At 34.1% G+C, this 22,943-nt stretch carries 22 protein-coding genes; 10 read left to right on the forward strand and 12 right to left on the reverse strand.

The genetic code is table 11. From position 1 onward, the window contains the following. Window positions 1–60 precede the first annotated feature (60 nt). Complete coding sequence (locus tag AC0NBN_RS07515) at window positions 61–855, reverse strand: SDR family oxidoreductase (RefSeq protein WP_160812781.1); 795 nt, start codon at window positions 853–855, stop codon at window positions 61–63. Between the two features lie 121 nt (window positions 856–976). Between AC0NBN_RS07515 and AC0NBN_RS07520 the strand changes: the two genes are divergently transcribed. Next, window positions 977–1,345, forward strand: coding sequence for a winged helix-turn-helix transcriptional regulator (locus tag AC0NBN_RS07520; RefSeq protein ID WP_474467818.1), 369 nt, complete (start codon window positions 977–979; stop codon window positions 1,343–1,345). 79 nt (window positions 1,346–1,424) lie between these two features. On the opposite strand, the gene AC0NBN_RS07525 is transcribed toward AC0NBN_RS07520, so the two are convergent. Further along, window positions 1,425–2,303 (reverse strand): aldo/keto reductase, encoded by an 879-nt coding sequence (locus AC0NBN_RS07525; RefSeq protein WP_160812780.1) that lies wholly within the window; start codon window positions 2,301–2,303, stop codon window positions 1,425–1,427. Window positions 2,304–2,522: 219 nt separating this feature from the next. On the opposite strand from AC0NBN_RS07525, the gene AC0NBN_RS07530 reads away from it, so the two are divergent. From AC0NBN_RS07530 to AC0NBN_RS07550, 5 genes are all read left to right on the forward strand, one after another. Beyond that, entirely contained in the window at window positions 2,523–3,926 is a 1,404-nt protein-coding gene (locus tag AC0NBN_RS07530; protein WP_160812779.1) for a DHA2 family efflux MFS transporter permease subunit, read from the forward strand. 71 nt (window positions 3,927–3,997) lie between these two features. Then, complete coding sequence (locus tag AC0NBN_RS07535; protein ID WP_160812778.1) at window positions 3,998–4,315, forward strand: GNAT family N-acetyltransferase; 318 nt, start codon at window positions 3,998–4,000, stop codon at window positions 4,313–4,315. Between the two features lie 234 nt (window positions 4,316–4,549). Beyond that, window positions 4,550–5,449, forward strand: coding sequence for a pirin family protein (locus AC0NBN_RS07540; RefSeq protein WP_160812912.1), 900 nt, complete (start codon window positions 4,550–4,552; stop codon window positions 5,447–5,449). A 35-nt stretch (window positions 5,450–5,484) separates the two neighbouring features. Further along, window positions 5,485–6,018 (forward strand): NAD(P)H-dependent oxidoreductase, encoded by a 534-nt coding sequence (locus AC0NBN_RS07545; protein ID WP_160812777.1) that lies wholly within the window; start codon window positions 5,485–5,487, stop codon window positions 6,016–6,018. A gap of 84 nt (window positions 6,019–6,102) precedes the next feature. Continuing rightward, window positions 6,103–7,263 (forward strand): hypothetical protein, encoded by a 1,161-nt coding sequence (locus tag AC0NBN_RS07550; protein ID WP_160812776.1) that lies wholly within the window; start codon window positions 6,103–6,105, stop codon window positions 7,261–7,263. 69 nt (window positions 7,264–7,332) lie between these two features. On the opposite strand, the gene AC0NBN_RS07555 is transcribed toward AC0NBN_RS07550, so the two are convergent. From AC0NBN_RS07555 to cas13b, 10 genes are all read right to left on the reverse strand, one after another. Then, on the reverse strand, window positions 7,333–7,527 hold the full coding sequence (locus AC0NBN_RS07555) for a hypothetical protein (protein ID WP_160812775.1): 195 nt from the start codon (window positions 7,525–7,527) through the stop codon (window positions 7,333–7,335). Window positions 7,528–7,532: 5 nt separating this feature from the next. After that, on the reverse strand, window positions 7,533–8,135 hold the full coding sequence (locus tag AC0NBN_RS07560; RefSeq protein ID WP_089742939.1) for a MarC family protein: 603 nt from the start codon (window positions 8,133–8,135) through the stop codon (window positions 7,533–7,535). A 43-nt stretch (window positions 8,136–8,178) separates the two neighbouring features. Next, on the reverse strand, window positions 8,179–9,912 hold the full coding sequence (locus AC0NBN_RS07565) for a BatD family protein (RefSeq protein ID WP_160812774.1): 1,734 nt from the start codon (window positions 9,910–9,912) through the stop codon (window positions 8,179–8,181). Then, window positions 9,912–10,646, reverse strand: coding sequence for a tetratricopeptide repeat protein (locus AC0NBN_RS07570; RefSeq protein WP_160812773.1), 735 nt, complete (start codon window positions 10,644–10,646; stop codon window positions 9,912–9,914). Before AC0NBN_RS07570 ends, AC0NBN_RS07565 begins: the two co-directional genes overlap by 1 nt. A gap of 83 nt (window positions 10,647–10,729) precedes the next feature. Further along, entirely contained in the window at window positions 10,730–11,737 is a 1,008-nt protein-coding gene (locus AC0NBN_RS07575; RefSeq protein WP_160812772.1) for a VWA domain-containing protein, read from the reverse strand. Further along, complete coding sequence (locus AC0NBN_RS07580) at window positions 11,737–12,735, reverse strand: vWA domain-containing protein (protein ID WP_160812771.1); 999 nt, start codon at window positions 12,733–12,735, stop codon at window positions 11,737–11,739. Before AC0NBN_RS07580 ends, AC0NBN_RS07575 begins: the two co-directional genes overlap by 1 nt. Continuing rightward, on the reverse strand, window positions 12,728–13,624 hold the full coding sequence (locus AC0NBN_RS07585; RefSeq protein ID WP_160812770.1) for a BatD family protein: 897 nt from the start codon (window positions 13,622–13,624) through the stop codon (window positions 12,728–12,730). The genes AC0NBN_RS07580 and AC0NBN_RS07585 overlap by 8 nt, the downstream gene beginning before the upstream one ends. Before the next feature lie 57 nt (window positions 13,625–13,681). Further along, window positions 13,682–14,545, reverse strand: a complete 864-nt coding sequence (locus AC0NBN_RS07590; protein WP_143884528.1) for a DUF58 domain-containing protein — start codon at window positions 14,543–14,545, stop codon at window positions 13,682–13,684. 94 nt (window positions 14,546–14,639) lie between these two features. Beyond that, window positions 14,640–15,644 carry an AAA family ATPase gene (locus tag AC0NBN_RS07595; protein ID WP_160812769.1) on the reverse strand — a complete coding sequence of 335 codons (1,005 nt, stop codon included), beginning with the start codon at window positions 15,642–15,644 and terminating at the stop codon, window positions 14,640–14,642. Window positions 15,645–16,438: 794 nt separating this feature from the next. Beyond that, window positions 16,439–19,879: a type VI-B CRISPR-associated RNA-guided ribonuclease Cas13b gene (gene cas13b / locus AC0NBN_RS07600; RefSeq protein ID WP_160812768.1), complete on the reverse strand. Its 3,441-nt coding sequence runs from the start codon at window positions 19,877–19,879 to the stop codon at window positions 16,439–16,441. A 159-nt stretch (window positions 19,880–20,038) separates the two neighbouring features. Here cas13b and AC0NBN_RS07605 point away from each other — a divergent pair, with 159 nt between their 5' ends. The 4 genes from AC0NBN_RS07605 (at window position 20,039) to AC0NBN_RS07620 (ending at window position 22,835) form a co-directional block, all read left to right on the forward strand. Beyond that, window positions 20,039–20,509: a DinB family protein gene (locus AC0NBN_RS07605; RefSeq protein WP_143884532.1), complete on the forward strand. Its 471-nt coding sequence runs from the start codon at window positions 20,039–20,041 to the stop codon at window positions 20,507–20,509. 34 nt (window positions 20,510–20,543) lie between these two features. Then, on the forward strand, window positions 20,544–20,945 hold the full coding sequence (locus tag AC0NBN_RS07610) for a four helix bundle protein (protein WP_160812767.1): 402 nt from the start codon (window positions 20,544–20,546) through the stop codon (window positions 20,943–20,945). Between the two features lie 30 nt (window positions 20,946–20,975). After that, window positions 20,976–21,716, forward strand: coding sequence for a 23S rRNA (guanosine(2251)-2'-O)-methyltransferase RlmB (gene rlmB, locus AC0NBN_RS07615; protein ID WP_160812766.1), 741 nt, complete (start codon window positions 20,976–20,978; stop codon window positions 21,714–21,716). A gap of 72 nt (window positions 21,717–21,788) precedes the next feature. Beyond that, complete coding sequence (locus AC0NBN_RS07620) at window positions 21,789–22,835, forward strand: DUF6263 family protein (protein ID WP_160812765.1); 1,047 nt, start codon at window positions 21,789–21,791, stop codon at window positions 22,833–22,835. The last annotated feature ends 108 nt before the right edge of the window (window positions 22,836–22,943 follow it).

Below are 22,943 nucleotides of genomic sequence, written 5' to 3' on the forward strand. Positions count from 1 at the left end.
GAAATAAAATGGAGCAAAAGATATAGCGGATAGCCCGACCCGAAGGGACACGCCCAAATGTTAAATAGTAGGAATGGTGCCGCCGTCAATTACAAATTCAGTTCCTGTAAGATAAACAGCTCTCGGCGAAACCAAAAAACCGACCAACTCTGCAATTTCTTCAGGCTGCGCAGGTCTGCCAATGGGAATTCCGCCTAATGCATCCATCACACTTTTTGTGGCTTCTTCTTTTGTTATGTCTGAACTTTCTGCAATACGATCCATCATCCTTTCGGACGATGCGGTCATAATCCAGCCGGGTGAAACCGTTAAAACTCTAACACCTTTTCCCGAAACTTCTTTAGACAAGCCTTTACTGTAATTGATTAAGCCTGCTTTTGCGGCTGCATAAGGCAATGTGGAATCGTAAAGAGGCAATTTTCCCTGAATAGAAGCAACATGAATAATAACTCCCGATTTCTGATCAAGCATTTTCGGTAAAAATCCTCTGTCTAAGCGGACCGGGGCAAGTAGATTGGTTTGAATGGAATGTTCCCAATCCTGATCGGTAAGAACCGAAAAACCACCGCTTTTTGTTTCAGAGCCGCCCAAATTATTGATTAAAATATCTAATTTGCCGTATTTTGCCAAAACCTCATCTACTACTTTTTCAGTTCCGTTTGTTGTACTCAGATCTGCCGAAATGAAATGTAATTGTTCACTACTGACTTCGGGCGCATTTCTTGCAGTAATAATTACCGTAGCTCCCGCCTGAGAAAGCCGCTGTGCAATGGCTCTTCCTGTACCTTTTGTACCACCGGTAACCAAAGCAATTTTTTCTGAAAGCTCATTGTTGAAATTAAAATCTTGTTTCATTGTTGAATTATTTAGGGCAAAGTTGAGACTTATGTACCCTTCTCACAAGTACGGAAATACGATTCACATAGGGATAAATTTATCCCCTATTGCACATTTTGGAACATAGGTTTAAATTTACATGATGTATGAGAGAAAAATTTTACCCAATCTGAACTGCGGTCTTGATTTGATAGGCGAAGTATTGTATGGCAAGTGGAAAATCCGTTTGCTTTGGTTCATCAATGAAGGTCACCAACGACCAAGCGAATTGCAACGAAAAATACCCGATGCCACAAGACGGGTTTTGAATATCCAACTGAAAGAACTGGAAGAGCACGAGCTAATTACCAAGAAAATTTATCCCGTTGTTCCTCCAAAAGTAGAATACAGCCTCACCGAGTTTGGTGAAACGCTGATTCCTGTCATTTCTACCTTAGGAAACTGGGGCGACAAAAATGAAGAGCGTTTGCGATCGGTTATTTTAAAAAGGCTGAATTCTGAAGGGTGATGTTTAGTTATAATTTGATATTGCTGAGTATGATTAATTTCTTACTTGCACAAAAAACATTTATTAGGAATAAAAACTATTAAATATCCGCCACAGCATTCAGCATTTTCTTTTCCCATTCAGGATCTTTTGGATCAAAAAACAAGCGTTTTCCGGTATCTAAAGAACGAACTATTTTTATATCTTCTTCTGAAAGCTGAAAATTAAAAACATCAAAATTCTGTTCAATTCTTGACGGAGTTACAGATTTAGGAATCACACAAAAACCTTCCTGTAAATGCCATCTTAAAATCACCTGAGCTACTGATTTATTATGATTAAAACCAATTTTTTTCAGCACAGGGTTATCCAGAAGTTCTGCATTTCCATTACCAAGCGGACTCCACGGCTGTGTGATGATATTATTTTTTTCGTTGTAAACCTGAAGTTCTTTCTGCTGAAAAACAGGATGCAGTTCAATCTGATTCACCACCGGAAGAATATTGGAACGTGATTTAAGCTCTTCCATTTTTTCAACCGTAAAATTACAGACACCAATGGCTTTAATGTGTCCTTCTTCATATAACTCCTCCATTGCTTTCCATGCTCCTGAAAAATCTCCGAAAGGCCAGTGAATAAGATACATATCAAGATAATCAAGCTGCAGCCTTTCCAGTGTTCTGCGAAAAGCAGACTTTGCTTTTTCATAACTAAAATCCTGTACCCAGAGTTTAGAAGTTACAAATAAATCTTCCCGGTTTGCTCCGCTTTTTTTAATAGCATTTCCTACTGCCGTTTCGTTGAGGTAAATAGAAGCAGTATCTATCATTCTGTAGCCGGTTTCTATTGCTTTTACTACTGCATTTTCACATTCCTGCTGATTTTCCATTTGCCAGACACCGAAGCCTAAAGCCGGAATATCTACTCCGTTGTTCATTTTTATGACAGGCTGGTTGGGATATGTTTTACTTTTAATCATGATATTTTGAGATTACTTTTATCAAACAAATTTCGTAAAATAATTGATTTGGAATGATGTTTTCTGTTTTTATTTAAAATAGATAGCTGCTCAATCCAAAAAATATTTTTTTATTCTGAATCTTCTGAATTTATTTTCATTATAAGATTCTTAAATTTATTGAGCCGAAACAGCTGAATATTCAATTATAAATCTAAACTGATTTTAATCTTTGTGCTAATGCCTTCAACATCTACACCGCGACAAACCGTAAAAAAAGTACTGCCACTGATTTTAGCAACCGCTATATTTATGCAGATGCTGGATTCTACTATTCTCAACACCTCTCTCCCATCAATTGCGAAAGACCTCAACGAGTCACCTCTTAATATGCAAAATGCGATTATCAGCTATGTTCTTACTTTGGCGGTTTTTATGCCGGTAAGCGGTTTTATGGCAGACAGATTCGGCACCAGAAAAGTTTTTGTTTTTTCTCTGATTCTTTTCAGTTTGGGTTCTTTATTTTGCGCTGTTTCACAAGACCTTACACAGCTCGTCATATCAAGGGTAATTCAGGGAGTTGGAGGCAGTCTGATGACTCCTGTAGGAAAATTAGCCCTTATTAAAACATTTGACAGAAATGAATTGCTCAAAGCAATGAATTTTGCGATCATTCCTGCATTAATAGGCCCTGTTCTCGGTCCTTTAGTGGGAGGTTATATGGTAGACTATCTTTCATGGCACTGGATTTTTCTTATCAATATTCCTTTCGGAATCCTGGGAATTATTTTAGGGTTGAAATTTATGCCCAACTACAATTCCAAAAAAACAGACTTCGATCTGAAAGGATTTCTCATATTTGCCGCCGCTTCACTTCTATTGTCAATTTCGCTGGAACTTTTCGGTGAATCGCAGAATACCACTCCTGTTTTGGTTGTCTTTATATTAGGCTTTTTATTTCTTTATTATTATTACCGTCATGCTAAAAAAGGTGAAAATCCTATATTTCCTTTAAATCTGTTTCAGGTAAGAACATTCCGGGTTGGTATAGTAGGAAATCTTGCCACAAGATTAGGAATCAGTGCTGTACCGCTCCTTCTCCCTTTGATGATTCAGATTGCCTATCAGCAGTCAGCGGTAGTTTCGGGGTGGATTGTTGCTCCGATGGCACTTACAGCTATGTTTGGAAAATCTTCTGTAATCAGAATTCTCAATAAATTTGGCTACAAACGTACTTTGATGGTGAATACTTCTGTAATCGGAATATTGATTTGTTGTCTAGCCATTCCGGATATTCAAACTTCCATCTATTGGTTTGTTCCCATAATTGCTATCATGGGCTTTTTCAATTCCATACAATTTACTTCTATGAATACAATTTCCATTGCAGACCTCAGAAATTTTCAGACAAGCAGCGGAAATTCACTTTTATCAGTTAATCAACAGCTTGCGGTCGGTTTCGGAATTGCGTTTGGCTTGATTGTTCTGAAAATTTATGAAAACAATACAGAACTTATCAATAATGAAGTACATCAGGCTTTCCGTTATACTTTTCTTACGGTTGGTGTGCTTACGATTTTATCTTCACTGGTTTTCAGACGACTTCATGTCTATGACGGAAAAAATATGAAATCTCAGGAATAATTTTTCAAACTTATCACACATCAATGTACAGAACTGCATTAAATGATAATTTTGATTTAAATATTTAACTTATGAAACCAGAATTTGATAACATCCCGTTGATAAAAAACGAAGACAAAAAAAGATTTGAAATAGAAGTAAATGGTTATTTTGCTTTTATAGACTATAAAGAAAACAGCAGACAGATTGCCCTTATTCATACAGAGTCGCCAAAAGAATTAGCAGGAACCGGAGCTGCCGCTGCAGTAGTCGAAAAAACTTTAATGTATATTGAAGAAAGTGGTAAAAAGCTTCTGCCCTATTGTCCTTATGTATTTGCTTTTATTAAAAAAAATCCTGAATGGAAAGGTCTTGTAGATGAAAGATTTGAAGGTTATGAAAAACTATAATCCTTTTAATTCTTTTTGATTATTTTTACTCCTAGAACTTTGCTTATTTTAATAAAATTATCTGCTTCGTGATACTTGTTTATTTAACTTAAAACAGTACATAAAATTACAGATTCCTTGTTGATCATTTAGATATTAACAGATAATTGAGATAAAAATAAACAAACTCTTGGTTTAATAGTATTCTATTCATTAAAACTTACTTATATTTAACTGCTAAATTCAATAAATATGATGTCAAATATTGGTCTTGTCGTAGAAGAAAGAGCTGCAGACATAGGCAATTTTCTTGTAGGAAGACTTTTACCCTTTCGTGAAAAACGAAGCGTAGGTCCTTTTATTTTTATAGATCACATGGGACCTATATGTCTTCAGGAATACCAGAATTTTGATGTTCCGCCGCATCCTCATATTGGTCTTTCTACACTTACTTATCTTTTTGAAGGCTCAATTTTTCATCGTGACAGTCTTGGTTCAGCCACAGAAATAAAGCCGGGAGCCGTTAATTGGATGACCGCCGGAAAAGGTGTCGTACATTCTGAAAGAACTCCTGAATACCTTAGAAATTCTCCCCAGTTTATGCATGGTTTTCAAATCTGGGTGGCGCTTCCTAAAGAGTTGGAACAAAGTGAACCATCATTTTTCCATATTGAAGCAGAAGAAATTCCTTCTTGGAATGAAGGTAATATTCAATATAAACTCATTGCCGGTGAAGCTTTTGGGCAAAAATCTACAGTTCCTGTACACAGCCCGCTGTATTTTGTAGAAATAAAAAGCACATCTCGAGAGAAACTGAATATTGGCCATCACCTTTTTGGTGAAGTCGGAATGTATATTCTGGAAGGCTCTGTGAATATTGAAGGAAATGAATACGGTACAAAACAGCTTCTGATCGCAAAAAATGCTTCACTATGTGAGTTTGAGATCAATGAAAATACCACACTCTACCTGTTTGGAGGAGAGCCATTTCCCGAAGAAAGACATATCTTCTGGAATTTCGTACATTCGGATAAAGAAAAAATTGATGAAGCAAAAATCAATTGGCATGACCAGAATCATGAAGCATTTCCTTTGATTCCCGGTGATGATCAGGAATATGTTCCTCTTCCGAAGGCTGTTTTAAATCGAAAATAGCTGCTATTTAATTTTAAAAAACAATAAATTTACTTATGAAAATATTTGCTTTTGCAGGAAGTGTTTCTTCCACATCCATCAACAGAGAACTTGTAAAATTTGTATTGAAAAGCTTTAAGGACGATGATATCAACCTCATTGACCTGAATGACTATTCTATGCCTGTATTTTCAGTTGATTTGGAAAAGAAAGGATTTCCTGAAGAAGCACATTTGTTTTTAAAGCAAATTGAAGATTGCGATGCCATTATTTGTTCTTTAGCAGAACACAATCGTTCGTATACTGCTGCTTTCAAAAATATTTTCGACTGGGCATCAAGAATTAATGTAAAAGTTTTTCAAAATAAACCGATGCTTCTGATGAGCACTTCACCTGGCGGATATGGTGGAGGAAATGTGATGAATGCTGCGAAAACTTTCTTTCCAAACTTCGGAGCAGAAATTAAAGAAACATTTTCTCTTCCAAAGTTCTACGAAAATTTTGATCTGGAAAGCGGAATCATCAATCCCGATATGCTGACTGAATTGCAAAATAAGATTGAAAGCTTTAAAAAATTAGCAGAAAACTGATAACATTATTCATTTAATTTAATATATTTAATAACAATTCAACGTTTTAGATCATTAAAATATCTGAAACATAATATTTTTTGAATGAAAAAAAACCTGCTGAAAATAATTTTACTAAGTTTCGCAATAAGTGCATCCATACATACGTGCAGTAAAGATGAAGAAACTTTACCCTCTATCGTTCCGATGGGAATTGCACTGAATCCTGATAACTTTAAAGGAGAAGTGAAAAACGGAGAAACTGTAACATTGGATGCCATGATAAACTACAAACTCACAGGTTCTGTTGTTATCAAAAACGGTGGCATTCTTGTAATTCCCGCAGGAACCAGAATTACTGCAACTGAAGGTGCATCCTCATATATTCTGGTAGAACAAGGCGGAAAAATTTATCTTAACGGTACCTCTGGTTCACCGGTGCTCTTCACTTCAGAAAATCCTGACTCTGAAAATTGGGGCGGTATTGTTATCTGTGGCAAGGCTCCTGTGAATAATGGGTTTTCAGGTGTTTCAGAAATAGGAAATGCAGCATATGGCGGAACAGATTCTGATGATAATTCGGGATCTTTAAATTATGTTCGAATTGAATACGCAGGTGCAGAAATCACCAGTGGAAAGAAATTCAACGGTTTGTCATTGTTTGGTGTAGGCAACGAAACCCGAATTGAGAATATTGCAACTGTGAATAACGCAGAAGACGGCATAGAAATTTATGGCGGAACAGTGAATGTTTCCAATATTGTTTCGATAGGAAATACAAATCATTCTATAAGCTACAGAGATGGCTGGATTGGTACAGCAACCAATATTTACACCAAAAGAAAAACTGACGGTACCGGAAATCTCGGCTTAAAAGGAATTAACAACGACCTTAACGATAATGCACTTCCAAAATCTAATCCAACCATTAGAAATGCCACTTTCACAGGAGGTAATGTGGGAGATTCTATTGCTGTAAAATTCTCCAAAGGAGCTGGAGCAAGTTTTGACAACATCGTTTTATCTAACTGGAAAACAGGAATTATGATTGAAGGTGATGCGTCAGTAACTTATTTTAACGGGAAAAAAAAAATCAGCAATATTTTATTTGATAATGTTTCTACTGAAGTTTCATTAAAATCTTCCGGAGGTACTGCAGTCGCAATTGCAGATTCTACTTACTTCAAAAAGCCAGATGCAACTGGGGCAGGCAACGGAATTTCAACTCCGACCTGGGCAATTGGCTGGTCAGGATTACAACAATAAGATAAATTTTTAAATAAAAAAGCCTCTTTCAGCAATTTAAAAGAGGTTTTTTATCGTTTGTAAGTCTTATTATTTTTTCACACCTATTTTACTCCATGTATTCAGAACAAAAAGTAATATTAAACCTAAAAAGGCAGCAAGAATTGAAAAAACAAACTTAAGGTTATCTTCAGACAATACATCTGTTCTCCAGTCAATTGCATATAGATTGATAGCAATAAAGACAATAAAAACTACCAGAAATACTTTATAAAACTTTTGCATGATCATTAAAAATTAATATAATTCTGCACGAGCTGTGCAAAATTGGCGGTGAATAATTTAATTGAAATAGCAAGAAGAATAATTCCGAAAACTTTCTGAAGAATAGCCAGCGACGCCTCTCCCATTTTCTTCTCAATCCACTTTGCTGATTTCAGCACCAAATATACGAAAATTGTATTGAGAATGATCCCAAAGATAATGTTAATATCATGAAATTCTGCCCGAAGAGATAAGGTAGTCGTTAATGTTCCTGCTCCTGCAACCAGAGGAAATGCAATCGGAACAATAGATGCCGATTTGGCTTCCGTTGTTTTATTAATTTCAATCCCTAAGATCATTTCCAGAGCAATAATAAATATTACAAAAGCACCTGCAATTGCAAATGAGTTGACATCTACTCCGATAAATTTCAGAATTTTATTCCCTACAAAAAGAAATACAATCATAATAAGCCCCGCAGTAATGGAGGCTCTTCCTGCTTCTATCTGACCAAATTTTTGCTGCAGACTTACAACAATAGGTACAGAACCTATAATATCTATCACAGCAAAAAGAACCATAAAACAGGTAAATACTTCTTTAATAGCAAAACTTTCAAAGATTTCCATCACTCAAAATTATTAATTTCGCAAAATTATGAATAAAAAATGATTATTTGCTAATTACAGAGTATAATTTAACAATATCAACAAGAAGATCATTAAGAGATTCTTCAGAAGTAAGAGGAGAAAACTTCTCCATCTGAATTTTATGAATCAGCTGTTGGTAATTTTCAGCTACATCATGACCTTTGTGTCTTTCGAGAAAAGCAATAAAATCCTCTTTAGAGCTTTGAAAATACTGGCTTCTGACTTCTGCATCCATTTCTTCAAATGTTTCAAAAAACTTTTGTTTTTCTGCTGAAAGTTTAAGATTCTCAAGGTATGCAAAATAGTCGGTAATGTCTGTTTTTAAGCTCTGTCTCATTTCAGCTTCTGTTTCAGCTACAGAACCCAATGGTTTAGGAGTTGACTTTTCTTTAACAATATTTCGCTTTTTTTGCCAATTTTTAAACAGAAAATAGGCAATGATTAATCCTAAAAGAATAACAATATTGGTAACTAAGATACTCCAGTTAAATTTACTTTTTTCTTTTACTTTGAAAGAAGTGGTTTTCAATACAGGGCTGTCTACCGTTTCCAGAAATGTATTCGTATATTCATTTACTTTTTCTACAGTAGATCTTGCTTCCAAAACCTCATCGTGCGAAAATGCTGTGACCGCAATTTTTTCCTCCCCAAGATCCACATATTCTTTTTCCTGAGGATTAAAGAACGAAAAAGCCTCCGTTGTAATGACAAGATCTCCGGATTTTTTTGGAATAATTACATATTTTGCTAGAATCTCACCTTTCATCCCTGCTGTACCGGGACGTATATATGATGAGATTTTTGGTGTAAACACATCATAAAAAGGAGATTCTTCTATTTTGGGAAGAGTCATGTCAGCAAGATTTCCTTCACCTGATACTTTTACCGTAACATTTACAGGCTTTTTTACTTCAATTTTTTCTTTTGAATTGCAGAAAACATCTACTTTAAAGTTTCCTACAGCATTTTTGAATGAATCAGGAGAACCTTCAGGAAGTTTTTTTACATTTAATTTTACCTTATTGGAAATAATTGAATTTTTGCTTGAAAAAGTATTGACCGATGCAGATACCGGAGGAACTTCCACAAATCCGGATTCATTAGGAAACACCATGAAAACTGCCAGAATCTGTGATGCCATATTTCCAAAGCCATTCGGATCTATATCAGATCTTTTTAAACTTACGGGATGTACATTGATATTATCCTGCTGCGGAAGACGGATGTTTTTTACTTTTCTAAGGTGATCCATATTTTTTGAATACACCCTCAAAACAGCGATTGTCGGCTGATCCTGATAAACTTCCCTATCTTCAATTTCCATATTGAGATAAACATCATTGCTGACGTTAGCAACAGGTTTTTTATCTATATCCCTGATGAAAATATCAAATGGTTCGGTTTTGTAAATCTTATTATTTACATTGACCAATACAGATCCGATTCTTATCTTACCTTTTTGCTTAGGTTCCAGTGCTATTCTGGTTATATACTGTTCTACAGAAGTATTGGTAGAGCCATCCATAAAAGCCTGGCTGTATGAACCGTTCCCGATCATATTGAATTTGGACAGATCAGGAAGCATTATTTTGCTTTGCTGTACAAGATCATCTCCATTAAGCTCCAGAACGATGGTGAGATTTACGATATCTTTGCCGTTATAATCGGTTTTATCAGCCTTCATAGAAAGCTCAACCTGTCCGTAAGAAATTACAGATATGAGGGTAAAAAATGCGTAAATAATTTTTTGCTTCATCACCAATCTTTCTCGTTGCTCGCAGGCTTAGAATAAGATTTATTATTTAATATTCTTCTGGCAGTACGTTTTTCCCTGCCGTCAATACTGTCTAAAATCGCTTTTTGCAGATCTTTCGGGAGTTTTCCTTCTTGTCCGCTTCCATTCGGTTTATTATCTTTTCCCTTACTCTGTTGAGGACCATTTCCCTGATCTTTTTTCTGATCTTTAGAATCTCCTTTTTCGCCTTTATTCTGATCTTCTCCGCCTCCGCTTTTGCCTTGGCTGTTATCTTTATCGCCGTTATTTCTTTGCTGTTCCTTTATTTTAAGTTTGGCAATTTCGTAATTCTTTCTTGTTGCTTCATTGTAAGGATCCTGCTTTAATGACTGCTTATAATATTCTGCTGCTTTTGCCGGCTCGCTAATCTGCATCATCGTATTCCCAAGATTATGTAATGCTGCAGCTTTATCCGGTAAAGTCTGCGAGAGCTTTTCGGCTTTTGAATATTCTACCTGCGCTTCCTGATATTTCTGCTTTTTATAAAGTGCATTTCCTAAATTGTAGTGCGCTGTAAAATCATTTTCGTTGGATTTTATAGCTTCCATATATTTTGAAGATGCCCCATCAAAGTCATTCCCCTTAAACTTCTGATTTCCTTCAAACACTAAAGTTCTGTAATTTTCCTGCCCAGATACAAAACCTGAGAACACAAAAACGAGTATTAACGCTGAAAATAGAATTTTAGTATTCATCTATTGCAAAATTATCTCTTTATATGTTAATAAACAGCGGTTTAATTGTTAAAATTGGGTTAAAGTAATTATTCTGCAATTTATCAAAGATTAAAATCTCTTTTGGGATTAAAAAGATAAATGAGTATAAAAAAGAATATGGAAACTCCTAAAAAATACTGATAATAATGATTCGCATTCTGGGAATTGACTACCGTATCAGTTTCGGAAGACTTTTTGCTGATTTCCTGAGCTATTCTTCGAGGTGCATCATTCATATTGTTTCCGTCAATATAGATTCCGCCTGTAGATTCCGCCATTTTTTTTAGCGCTTCTGTCTGTCTTTTAGATATAACTGTTTCACCATTTCTGTCAAATTTATATCCTTCAAGCTGACCAAGCTCATAAACAGGAACGGGTGCACCTTCATCGGTTCCTACTCCTACAGAGGTAATAGTAATCCCTTCTTTGTTTGCCAATCTTATCGCAGCATTATCATTCCCTTCGTTATCTTCTCCGTCACTGATTAAAACTACCTTTCTCGAACCTTTACTGATATTTTTAAATTTTCCGGAAGTAATTTCCATTGCCTGAAGAAAATCGGTTCCCTGAATTGTAATATTATCCGTTTTTAAATCTGAAATATAAGTTTCAACCGTACCGTAATCTGTCGTAAGCGGCATGACAGAAACAGCTTCTCCTGCAAAAATCACAATGCCTATTTTATCATTTTTCAGTTCTTTAATTGTATTGATAATGATATTTTTGGCCTGAGTCAGACGATCTGGACTGATGTCTTCCGCATTCATTGAGTTAGAAACATCCATTACAAACATCACATTGTTCATTTTCTGAACAGATTTTATTTTCTCGGATCCGCTCAGCAAATCAACAATAGAAAAAATAAGAAAAAGAACCGCCAAAAAATAAAGCACAGGAAAAAATCTGAGAAAAGAAGTGTTTTTCTCAAATAAACCGTCATGAAATTTCGATTCTGCAAAAAGTTCCTTTTTCCTGCTTTTCCAGCGAAGATAGCGCACAAAAAGCACAGACAGAAACGGCAAAATCAACAACAGCAGTAAGTACCAGTAATTTCCTAAATACCAATTCATCAGCTTATAAATTTATAAAGCACCCAACGCAAAACGGCATCAAAGACCAGCATTCCCAAAGCAATCCAGAGAAAAACTTTGAAATACTCTTCATAATTATAATTTTTGGTCACTTTAATATCAGTTTTTTCGAGTGTATTAATATCAGAATAAATCTCCTGAAGCTTATTTTCAGAATCTGCACGATAGTATTTCCCTCCCGTTGTAGAAGCAATTTCTTTCAAGGTATCTTCATCAATAGAAACCGGCATTTCCTGATAAAAAAATCCAAATTCATCTACGTCTACGGGCATAAGAGCATATCCGTTGCTTCCGATCCCGATACAGTAAACTTTTATATCATTTTCTTTCGCAAGAACGGCGGCAAGTTGTGGCGGAAACAATCCGTTGATCTGATTATTCACTCCATCGGTCATCAAGATTACTATTTTGCTTTTTGCCTTGCTTTTCACGAGGTGATTCACAGCAACAGCCAAACCGTCTCCCACAGATGTTCCGTCAACCATTTCTCTCTGATTCAGGTTCTGAATTTCGTTGATGACTGCGTCGTGATCAAAAGTGAGCGGAACTTTCAGAAAAGCTTCCAGCTTATAATTTACAAGACCAAACCTGTCGTTCGGGCGGTTTCTGATAAAGTCAACGGCAATTTTTTTTAAGACCGAATACCGGTCCGGATCAAAATCTTTGGAAAACATGCTCAGAGAAACATCCACAGCGAGCATAATATCAATTCCTTTTGTCTCGTCCCTGTCCTGAGACACAGAAAAGGTTCTGGGTCTTGCCATGGCAATAATCAAGGCAGAAAGGATGATGTATTTTGAAATTTTTAAAAGGAAAAGAACCGGCAGAATACCATTGTTCTGCTCCATACTTTGGGTAGTCGGAACTTTGATTCCCTTTTTCTCTTTCTGGCTTAAATCTCTGAATAAAAGAGGTATAAAAACCACAAAAAGAAGCAAAAACCACGGGCTGTACAATTCCAAATCTACATTAAACATCTTTTCTCAAGTTTTCAAATTCTATATCTTTGGATGAGCGTTTTACGAAATCTCTTATTTCGGCAAAATCTTTCTCCATCATCTGCTGATCGGGAAATGTTTTGGCAAACTTCACCAAATCACCTCTTAAAAATACATCTTCCACTATTTTTTCATTTTCCTGAGAAATTGTATTATTCTGTTTCATCAGAGAAATAAGATCATCTGTAAGTAAAACATCGGCAGGAATGCTGTATTGTCTGGTAATAAACTTCCTTGAAATATCAATTAATTCCACATAAAACAAACGGTAATTTCCTTCTTCGATATACTTTTTCTTTTTTAATGAATCCAGTTCCTTTAATGTTTGGTTGGTGGTTACAACAGGAGAATCTTTACTTTTTCTGCCATACTTTACAAACATTATGATCGCGATAATCAGGGCAATCAATGCTAAAGCTGCCAAAAGGTACCATTTGTACAGCTCCCAATAATCGGTAACTTCTAGCTGAACCTCTTTGTTGCTCATAATATCATTGATCTGATCTTCTTTGTGAGCGGTATTGATGACTTCAATTTCGTAGGGAATGGTTTTCAGGACTTTTTCTCCAACTTTAAACTCAAGTTCAGGGATTTTGAAAGTTCCTTCTTCGTAAACAGCAAATTCAATTTTTCTTTCATAGGAATTAAAATTGCTCCCGATACTGTCTTTTATTTCTTCAATATGAAAAGGCAGAAGTTCATTTTTCTGTGCAGCAGTAACAGGTCTGCTTCCCAGATTATCAATTTTTATTACCAAATGATTAACCTCACCCAAAGCCAGAGTTTTTTTCTCCAGATTAGAAGATAGAAGCTGTGCAAAAGAATTTGCGCAGATTAAAAAAGAGAGTAATAAAAGTACTTTTTTCAATTTAATTTATCATTCAAGGTTAAAGTCAGAATAAGATTAGCAAACATAGCTGCTGATCTATTTTCTCTGAAAATAATTATACAACAATTTAGAATAATCTGTTCCTGTGTTTATATTAAGAAGCTCGGCAGAAGAATTGGCAAAATCTTCTTCAAGCATTTTTATTTTTTGTTTTTGCGCTTCCGCAAAAGTATACCTCCATCTTGCACTGGATGTATTTACCCAAATCTTTTTTCCGGTTTCTGCATCGTTCAGCAGCGCATATCCTACATCGGGAATCTCGTTATCTTTTTCATCATAAATTCTCATTCCTAAAAGCTGATGTTTTTTGGATGCCACACGCAGCGTTTTAGGATCATATTCATCTTCAAAATCGGAAAGCAGGAATACCAGAGATTTTCTTTTGAAAATTCCCATCATATATTCTAAAGCTTTATCAATCTTTGAAACAGCAGGTATATAATCTGCCGTTAAAATATGACTGATGATTGATAAAATATGTTTTCTTCCTTTTTGTGGCGGAATCACTTTATAGACTTTGTCAGCAAAAAGAATTAAACCTACTTTATCATTGTTTCCTGCTGCAGAAAAGCCGAGACTTGCTGCAATTTCTGCGGCATATTCTCTTTTGAGCTGAGTTTTTGTGCCATAATCCATGGATGCAGAAATATCTACCAGAATCATCATCGTAAGTTCCCGCTCTTCTTCCATCACTTTTACAAACGGCTCCCGGAAACGTGCTGTTTTATTCCAGTCGATTCTGCGGATCTCATCACCAAACTGATAAGGGCGAACTTCTGAAAACGTCATTCCCTGTCCTTTAAAAGCACTGTGATACTGTCCCATCAGCGAAGCTTCCGTTTTCCTTCTGGTCCGGATCTCTATCTGCTTTACTTTTTTAATGATGTCTTTTATCTGCATACTCAATTTGAAAATGTGCTAATTTGAGAATTTGAAAATAAAAAGTGAAAAGATAATTTTCAAATTTCCGGATTTTCAAATTTTCAAATTCTGATTACGGTGCTTCTATTTTTGCTAAAATTCTGCTAACAATTTCTTCGGCTGAAATTTCCTCCGCTTCCGCTTCAAAAGTCAGTCCGATTCTGTGTCTTAAAACATCCTGCGCCAAAGCTTTTACGTCTTCAGGAATGACAAATGCTCTTCCCTTCAGGAATGCATACGCTCTGGAAGCAATTGCCAGATTGATTGATGCTCTTGGAGAAGCTCCGAAACTGATGTAATTTTTCAAATCAGAAAGTCCATATTTTTCAGGGAAACGGGTAGCAAAAACCATATCTAAGATATATTTTTCAATTTTTTCATCCAGATAAATCTGATTAACCAAAGATTTTGCTTCCACAATATTCTCAAGAGAAATTACAGGTCTGATTTCCGGCTGATATGAAGTAGAAACCATTCTCATAACCTTTCTTTCGTCCTCAAATTCCGGATAATCTATTTTACATTTCAGCATAAAGCGGTCACTTTGTGCCTCAGGCAAAAGATAAGTTCCTTCCTGATCAATTGGGTTTTGGGTAGCTAAAACCAAAAACGGTTTTGGCAACGGCATTGTTTCGTCCCCTATGGTTACCTGCTTTTCCTGCATTACTTCCAAAAGAGCCGACTGCACTTTTGCAGGAGCACGGTTGATCTCATCTGCTAAAACAAAATTGGCAAAAACAGGACCTTTTTTTATGGAAAAATCGTTGTCTTTGATATTGAAGATCATCGTTCCTACAACATCGGCAGGAAGCAGATCCGGTGTAAACTGTATTCTTGAAAAATCCCCATGAACGGCCTCTGCCAAAGTCTTTATCGCTAAAGTTTTTGCCAGACCCGGAACACCCTCCAAAAGAACGTGACCATTCCCCAAAAGACCGATCAGAAGACGGTCTATCATATATTGCTGCCCTACGATTGCTTTATTGATTTCCTGTCTCAGAAGATTAAAAAAGTAATTTTGCTCTTTCACTTTTTCCGTAAGCTGACGGATGTCTTCTGCTTGATATGAATCTGACATAGTTTAATTTAAAATAATGGGTAAATTTCTGATAAATACTTGCATTAATCAACATAATGAATGCCATTTTTGAGTTAAAGTTTGTTAAAAATCTCGAATATACAGGAATTACAAAGCAACTGTTTAATTTTCACATTTCTACATCTTCTTTTATGTACCAAAGAATAACCCTGTCAAGGTTCTGAATCTTGACAGGGTTTGTTGTGTTTACCCTCCAAATAACATTCATCAATTCCTTTAAAAATATAAAAATTCATTGATAAAATTGAGAGCAGTCGCAACACATAAAGATGGGATTTTGAGTACTATTATGTTGTGTTTACCCTCCAAAATTGAGAGCAGTTACAACTACAACACTTAATGACTATTTAGAAGAACTGTTGTGTTTACCCTCCAAATCGAAGATTCATCAATTCCTTTAAAAACATAAAAATTCATTGATAAAATTGAGAGCAGTCGCAACACACAAAAATTAAGTATCTACTCTGATAGAGTTGTGTTTACCCTCCAAAACTGAGAGCAGTTACAACATCACAATATATATGTTAGAAATCAAGGCGGTTGTGTTTACCCTCCAAAACTGAGAGCAGTTACAACGAAATCCTTTTTTTGAAATTACCAAGGACAGTTGTGTTTACCCTCCAAAACTGAGAGCAATTACAACCTCAATGTTTTTGAGTTGCAAAGTGCTCTTTTTATCGGAGTGTAAAGCCTGTTTTCAGAATCCTGAAAACAAGCAATTTTCTTCATTTTTTTTTACATTTGTCGATGAAAAATTAATCAAATGCAAACTTTCATATTTCTCCTCTTATTTTTTCAAATAAGTTGAAATAATATTCAGCATAAGTTTCATTCTTTTGTCTTTTCCGGATAGATTGGGTAAAAGCATAAACATCCTTATTTGGCAGTTGATTGTGAGCAAATTTATTTCTTATCAATACCAAAAGGGTTACTTTTTGTTCTAATTCTGTGTAAGATCTAAGTGTTTCTTCAGATAATGCGTTAAATTCTTTATCGGAATTTGGTATTTTAAAATTTTCAACATTCAATCCTTTTATCTGTTTTAATAATCCATTGACAATATACTTTTTAAAATTAGGATTTTTATTGCCCTTTATGTCTTCCTGTAAAAGTTCTTCTTTGTTTATCGCCTTATTGTAAATTTCGCTTTCCAAATTTTGCACTTCTTTTAATAAATGATGCTGTCTTATTTTCTCATATTTATCAATTTGTATATCAATTACATTGATAGGCTTTATTGTGTGTTTTTCTTGCCAGTCGTTTGGTAAGTAAGCCATCCAATCGGTAATATCATTGTAAGATAAAAAAACTTTTATACGTTCGTCTTTTTCGTATTTTCTAAAATTGCCAATATCTTTTAGTTTTACTTCTGGAATATTTATTTTATTATTTAGTTGCAGATCAACGGTTTTGTTCCAAAAAAAGTTTTGTTTTCGCTCACCTTCTTTTGATTTTTTTTCATTCTCCAAACGCTGCTCTCTGTTTTGGTATAATTCTGAAAGAGATACATTTTGCAAATCCTGATTAAAAATATCTTTAAAAATGTAGCTTATCATTTTCCAGATTGCCCAATCATTTTTCTTTTGTGTATAAATTTGAGATTGTATTTTCTTTATCTCATTTGGCGTTTTGTCTTTTAATTCTAAAAAATACTCTTCCGTATTGTAGAATTTTTGATATTCGTCAAATTGTTTATAGGCTACAAACCAATTGGCAAAACGGCTTTCATTTCCTTTAATAGTAGTATTTGGAATAACAGTAGGATTACCGTCCATAAAACCACGTTCAATAAAAATAGGATTTGCCAAAGCGGTGTTTATTTTATCATCTAAACTTTTGTTTTGATAGTTACTTTTTCTAAAAAGCTTAAAATATTTTGATAAAAGCATCTCCTTATTTATCGACTCTCCTCTTTCTAGTTTTTCTAAATCAGATAAAAGGTTGTACAATTGTGGTTTCCTCTTTTTCAAATAATATTCGTAAAAATCAAGAAAATTAGGTTTAGAAAAATCTAACATTGGTATTTCCTTTCTATAATCTAGACCATACAAAAGCAGCTTTACATTTTGTTTTTGCGTATCATAATAAGCAATGCTTAATTGTAACTCACGATGATGATAACCTTTCCATTTTTCTTTGAATTCTTTAGGAAAAAAGCGTTTTATATCATTGGCAAGCCAAGTAGCTATTTCTCCTTTTTCAGAATTTTGTAAGATATAATTTCTCTTCTTAGCTGTTTTATTCTTTTGGTAATCAAAATATTCTTTTTTGTTTTCATCTAATTTTTTAATCTTATCATCTGTAATTTTTATTTCCTTTATTAGATCATCAATCATTTTTTTTAAATCAAGATCACTTTCTGTCTTTTTGCGAAAATTTTTAATAATTTTCGACTCTTCTTTTTTATTTTTTATTTCATTAATCTGTTTATAGATTTGATTTTTTATTTTTTTCTCAACGCTTTTCCCATCAATTTTCCCATCTTTAATAATTGGGTTTTTCAAAACTTCAAATATAACAGAATGAATATCATTCATACTCAAATACGCCAAAGGCTGCCCAATTTTTATATTCTCATTTTGTTGCGTTATATCTTCTATTAACGATATTTTTTCTTGGGAAGTATTTTTATTTAAATGCTTTTTGAAAGGTTCTAACAGATTCTCAATATCTGAAAGATAAATTCCTATTTTATTAGCACTTTTCAATTCCTCACTATTCTCCATAGGAAAATGATAACTAGGATTTGGGAAAACTTCCAAATTGGTTTCTAGCTTATCTTCTTCAATTTTGCTAAAAAAGTCATTTTTTAATTGATTCACTTCATTAAGTTTTCCAAAAACAAAAATTTTCTTTTTTATTTCTCTTTCGGTAATCACATTTGCGCTTTCTTTGGGTCGGGAATCTACTAGATAATTTCCTAAATATACTTGAAAACGCAGTGAAGGAAAATTAACAAACTCATCTAAAAAACGAATGGCAAAATAATTAAATTTGTCTTTGTAACGTCGTCTAACAATGGAGTGTATTACTTTTGAGTTTATTGTATTTTCGGTATTTTCTTCGTTATGTTTGTAATATTCGTTCCAATCTTCTATAAAACTATCCTTCAAATCTTTGGATAGATTTTGATACACAACATTTGGAACTTTGCTTACTTCATCAATCATCTGCATGAGTAAAGTTTCTTTTGTAGCACTTTCCGAAGTCTTTATTTTATTTTTTAATCCTTTGTAATGCCAAATAGAATAAATTCTATGTGTAGTCATAAAACGAATGCTGTTTTTCTCTAAAGTCGGCTCTTCGTTTTTAGTTACCTTTCCTTTGTATCCTTTAATGTTAGATTTTAAATCCTCAATTTCTTTTCTGTTCAAAAAACAAGATAACAGAAATATAATTCCGCTGGAAGAAATAGGTAAATCAAAATTTTTATCTCTATAAAAATAATCTCTTTCATTAAAAGCTGTTTTTCTAGAATCTGATAATATTGATTTTTCATTTTTATCATATGTGAAATATTTTATTGCATCGTTGTAAATTGATGCAGTAATTTCTTTTGTTAATCCAATATCGAAACTATTACCGTATTTTCTTGCTTTTTTTATTTTTTTTGAAGTTAAGTTGTCTTTTGTTAGATATTCATCAACTTTTAAATTAAAAATTTTATTAAAATCTTCTTTTAAAGTATTTTTTATCATCTCTTTGGTTTTATCCTCTTTAAGATAGTTTCTCTTAGTATCTAAAACGGTTTTAAATAAAACCTTATCTAGAAAATAAAACATTTTATTATCGATTTCTATTGATTCATGATAAAAGTGAGTATAATAATTTCTCAAATTTTCAATTGCATCTATCATTGATACCAAAATAACCTCAAAATCTTTAATTCGGTCATTTTTAGTTTTGGGTATTAGAATTCCTTTATTGTCTTTTTCATCTTTATTAATTTGATCTATTTCTTTTATGATAGGAAAATAATCAGAAAGTAAAATGACGAACCTTTCATAATCAACTAAAGACACATTTTCTTTTGTATATTTTTCAATTAAAGTTTTTGGACTTGCTCCTTTCTGGGACAGCCTTATACTTACTTCATTAAAAGCTTCTTTTATATTATTATCAGCTAAATTAAAAAATCCACCGAAATAGTGTTTGTCTTCTGTTTTAAAAGGATTGTATTCTTTGCCTATTTCTTGTTTAATGGTTTCCATCATAATTATTTTCTTTTTAGTTTTTTACAAACATAAAAAATAAGAAAACTTTCCCAATTCAAAAATAACTCTGTTAACATTTCTAAAAATTTTCCTTTCCTACTACAAATAATTGTCATTTTCAGTTTATTAAACTAATTTTGGGGATTAAAATTCTGCAAAATGAATTATCATTTTCAAGCGCACAGACAAGTCAGAAAAAACCTCTTAGATATTCTTCAAAATACTTCCCACGAAGATCTTTTGCTGATTCCCGATGGTTTTAACAATAATATTTACTGGAATATTGCCCATACAGTTGCCACACAGCAATTGCTGCATTATTATCTGAGCGGAAATCCTTTTAGAATAGACAAATACTGGATAGAAACTTACAAAAAAGGAACTTTACCTAACCTGAATGTTCAAAAATCCGAAGTGGAAGATCTTGAATTTTTACTGACCGAAACTTCAAAAACTTTAATGAAAGATTTTGACAGCGATTTTTTTTCAGATTATACTCCTTACACGACTAGTTTCGGCATGGATCTGAAAAGCATTCAGGATGCTATTATTTTTAATAACCTCCACGAAAGTCTGCACTTCGGCTATGCGATGGCGCAGAAAAGAGCCGTTTTGGGAGAAAAAATCTAACAATTCAAGGTTCAAAAATTTAAAATTCAAAGTTATGGCGACTATTAAAAAATTCGAAGATTTAGAAATTTGGAAATTATCCCGAGAACTTTGTAATGAAATTTACACCATAATAGAAACAACACCTCTTAAAAATAATTACAGACTTTGTAACCAAATTGACGGTTCTTCAGGTTCAGTAATGGATAATATTGCAGAAGGTTTTGAAAGAAATGGAAATAAAGAATTTGTGCAGTTTCTTTCTATTGCAAAAGCATCTTGTGGAGAAACGAGGTCACAATTATATCGCGTTTTCGATAGAAAATTTATTACCTCTAAAGAATTTGAAATTTTAAAAGAGAAATCTGAAACTTTAAATAAAAAAATTGGTGCTTTTATTAACTACTTAAAAAATTCAGAACTAAAAGGTTCAAAATACAACGAAACTAAACTTTGAATTTTGAACATTAAACTTTAAACCAAATAAATGAAAGACGATTTTATATTTGGGCTTCGTCCCGTACTGGAAGCTATTGAAGCTGGAAAAACTATTGACAAAATATTTGTACAAAACGCATTGCAGGGAGAAATTTATGCAGAACTGAAAGCTATTTTAGCTAAAAATAAAATCCGTCCCAATTACGTTCCTGTAGAAAAACTTAACCGCTTTACAAGAAAAAACCATCAGGGTGTGGTGGCTTTTATATCCGATGTGCAGTTTCACAAAATTGAAGATATTGTTCCTGAATTATTCGAGCAGGGAAAAACTCCTTTCATTCTGATTTTAGACCGATTAACAGATGTAAGAAACTTTGGAGCAATCTGCAGAACTGCTGAATGTGTGGGTATTGATGCCGTAATTATTCCTGAAAAAGGCGGTGCACCCGTTAATTCTGATGCCATAAAAACGTCTGCCGGTGCAATGTACAACATCAAAATCTGTAAAGAACCCAATTTGGCACATATGGTAGATTTCCTGCAGCAAAGTGGGATTTCCGTATTTTCGGCAACAGAAAAAGCCCAAAAGCTTATCTATGATATAGATTTTACCGAACCGTGCGCTATTGTCATGGGAAATGAAGAAACAGGAATCTCTAAGGAAGTTCTGCATCATTCAGACGAAAAAATAAAGCTGCCGATTGAAGGAAAAACCCAGTCTCTGAATGTTTCTGTAGCATGTGGAGCTATTTTGTATGAAGCGATGAGACAGAAACTCACGAAAATTTAATTTTAATCAACATCTACAACCGGTCAGGAAATTTAACTGTAAAAAATACGTCCGGTTTATCAAGAAAAATTTATGAAGAAAATATTTGCATTAGCCATAATTACATTAGCCGTTGTTTCATGTAAAAAAGAAACGGCAACCATCACCAAAGTAGATCCCAAAACCGGTAAAACGATAACGGTAGAAGTTCCTGCCGATTCTGTAAAAGAAGTAAAAGCCGATGCTGCAATCAAAGATTCGGCAGGTATTTTCAAGCAGACTTTTAAACTGGAAAAAGGAAAAACATATCCTTTAACAACTTACCAGAGAGACACCAAAACCATGACCGACCCGGACGGAAAAAGCATGAGCGGAACCAGCGAATCTACAGATGAAATGAGCTTTACGGTAAATGATATTAAAGGAAATGTATACGACATGACCATTAATCTGATTGCAAAAAGAAACTCTCAGTCCGCACAAGGAAAAACAATCGTAGTAGATACCAATCAGCCGATTCCGAAAGATGACAATCTTAAAATGATCTGGAATGTAAATAAAGCACTCACAGGGAATAAACTGAACATGAAAATGGATACCAGCGGAAAGGTAATTTCCATCACAGGATTTGATGCAGTTTATACCAAAATTTCTGATGCACTTAAAAATATTGTGAAAGATGCCAATCAGAGAGCAAGTGTTGTGGCAAGTCTTAAAGAAACTTTCAACGAAAAAGTGCTGAAAGATCAGTTTGAAAAAAATCTGTCTATACTTCCCAAAAAAGGAGTGAAAATTGGCGATAAATGGAATACGTCAGAAAGTGCTGATGAAGCAGGAAAAGTAAAAGTTACTTCAAACTATACTCTGAAAAGCGTAGGCAACGGAATTGCCGAGATTTCTATTACCGGAGGTATTCCTAAAAAAACAGAAAAGCAAAGTCAGAACGGCATCAACCACAGCATGAGCAGCGAGCTTGAGCAAAACGGAACGATAAAGTTTGACCAAAATACAGGATGGATCCACAACCAGAACATCAGTGTAAAAACTACTCAGGTAGAAACCATTTCAGACGGTAAAGAATCTAAATCTATGAAAAGTGTCTCCAACTCTTCTGTAATGGTAAATCCTTCTTCTAAATAAATACAACAGTCTGAGGTTCAATTTTATGTTTAATTGAACCTCAGCTTTAAAACCGAACATTAAAGTAATAAGGTTATGAAATCGCCCAAAAGAATTTATATTAAATTA

The sequence above is a fragment of the Chryseobacterium sp. L12 genome, assembly GCF_056133985.1.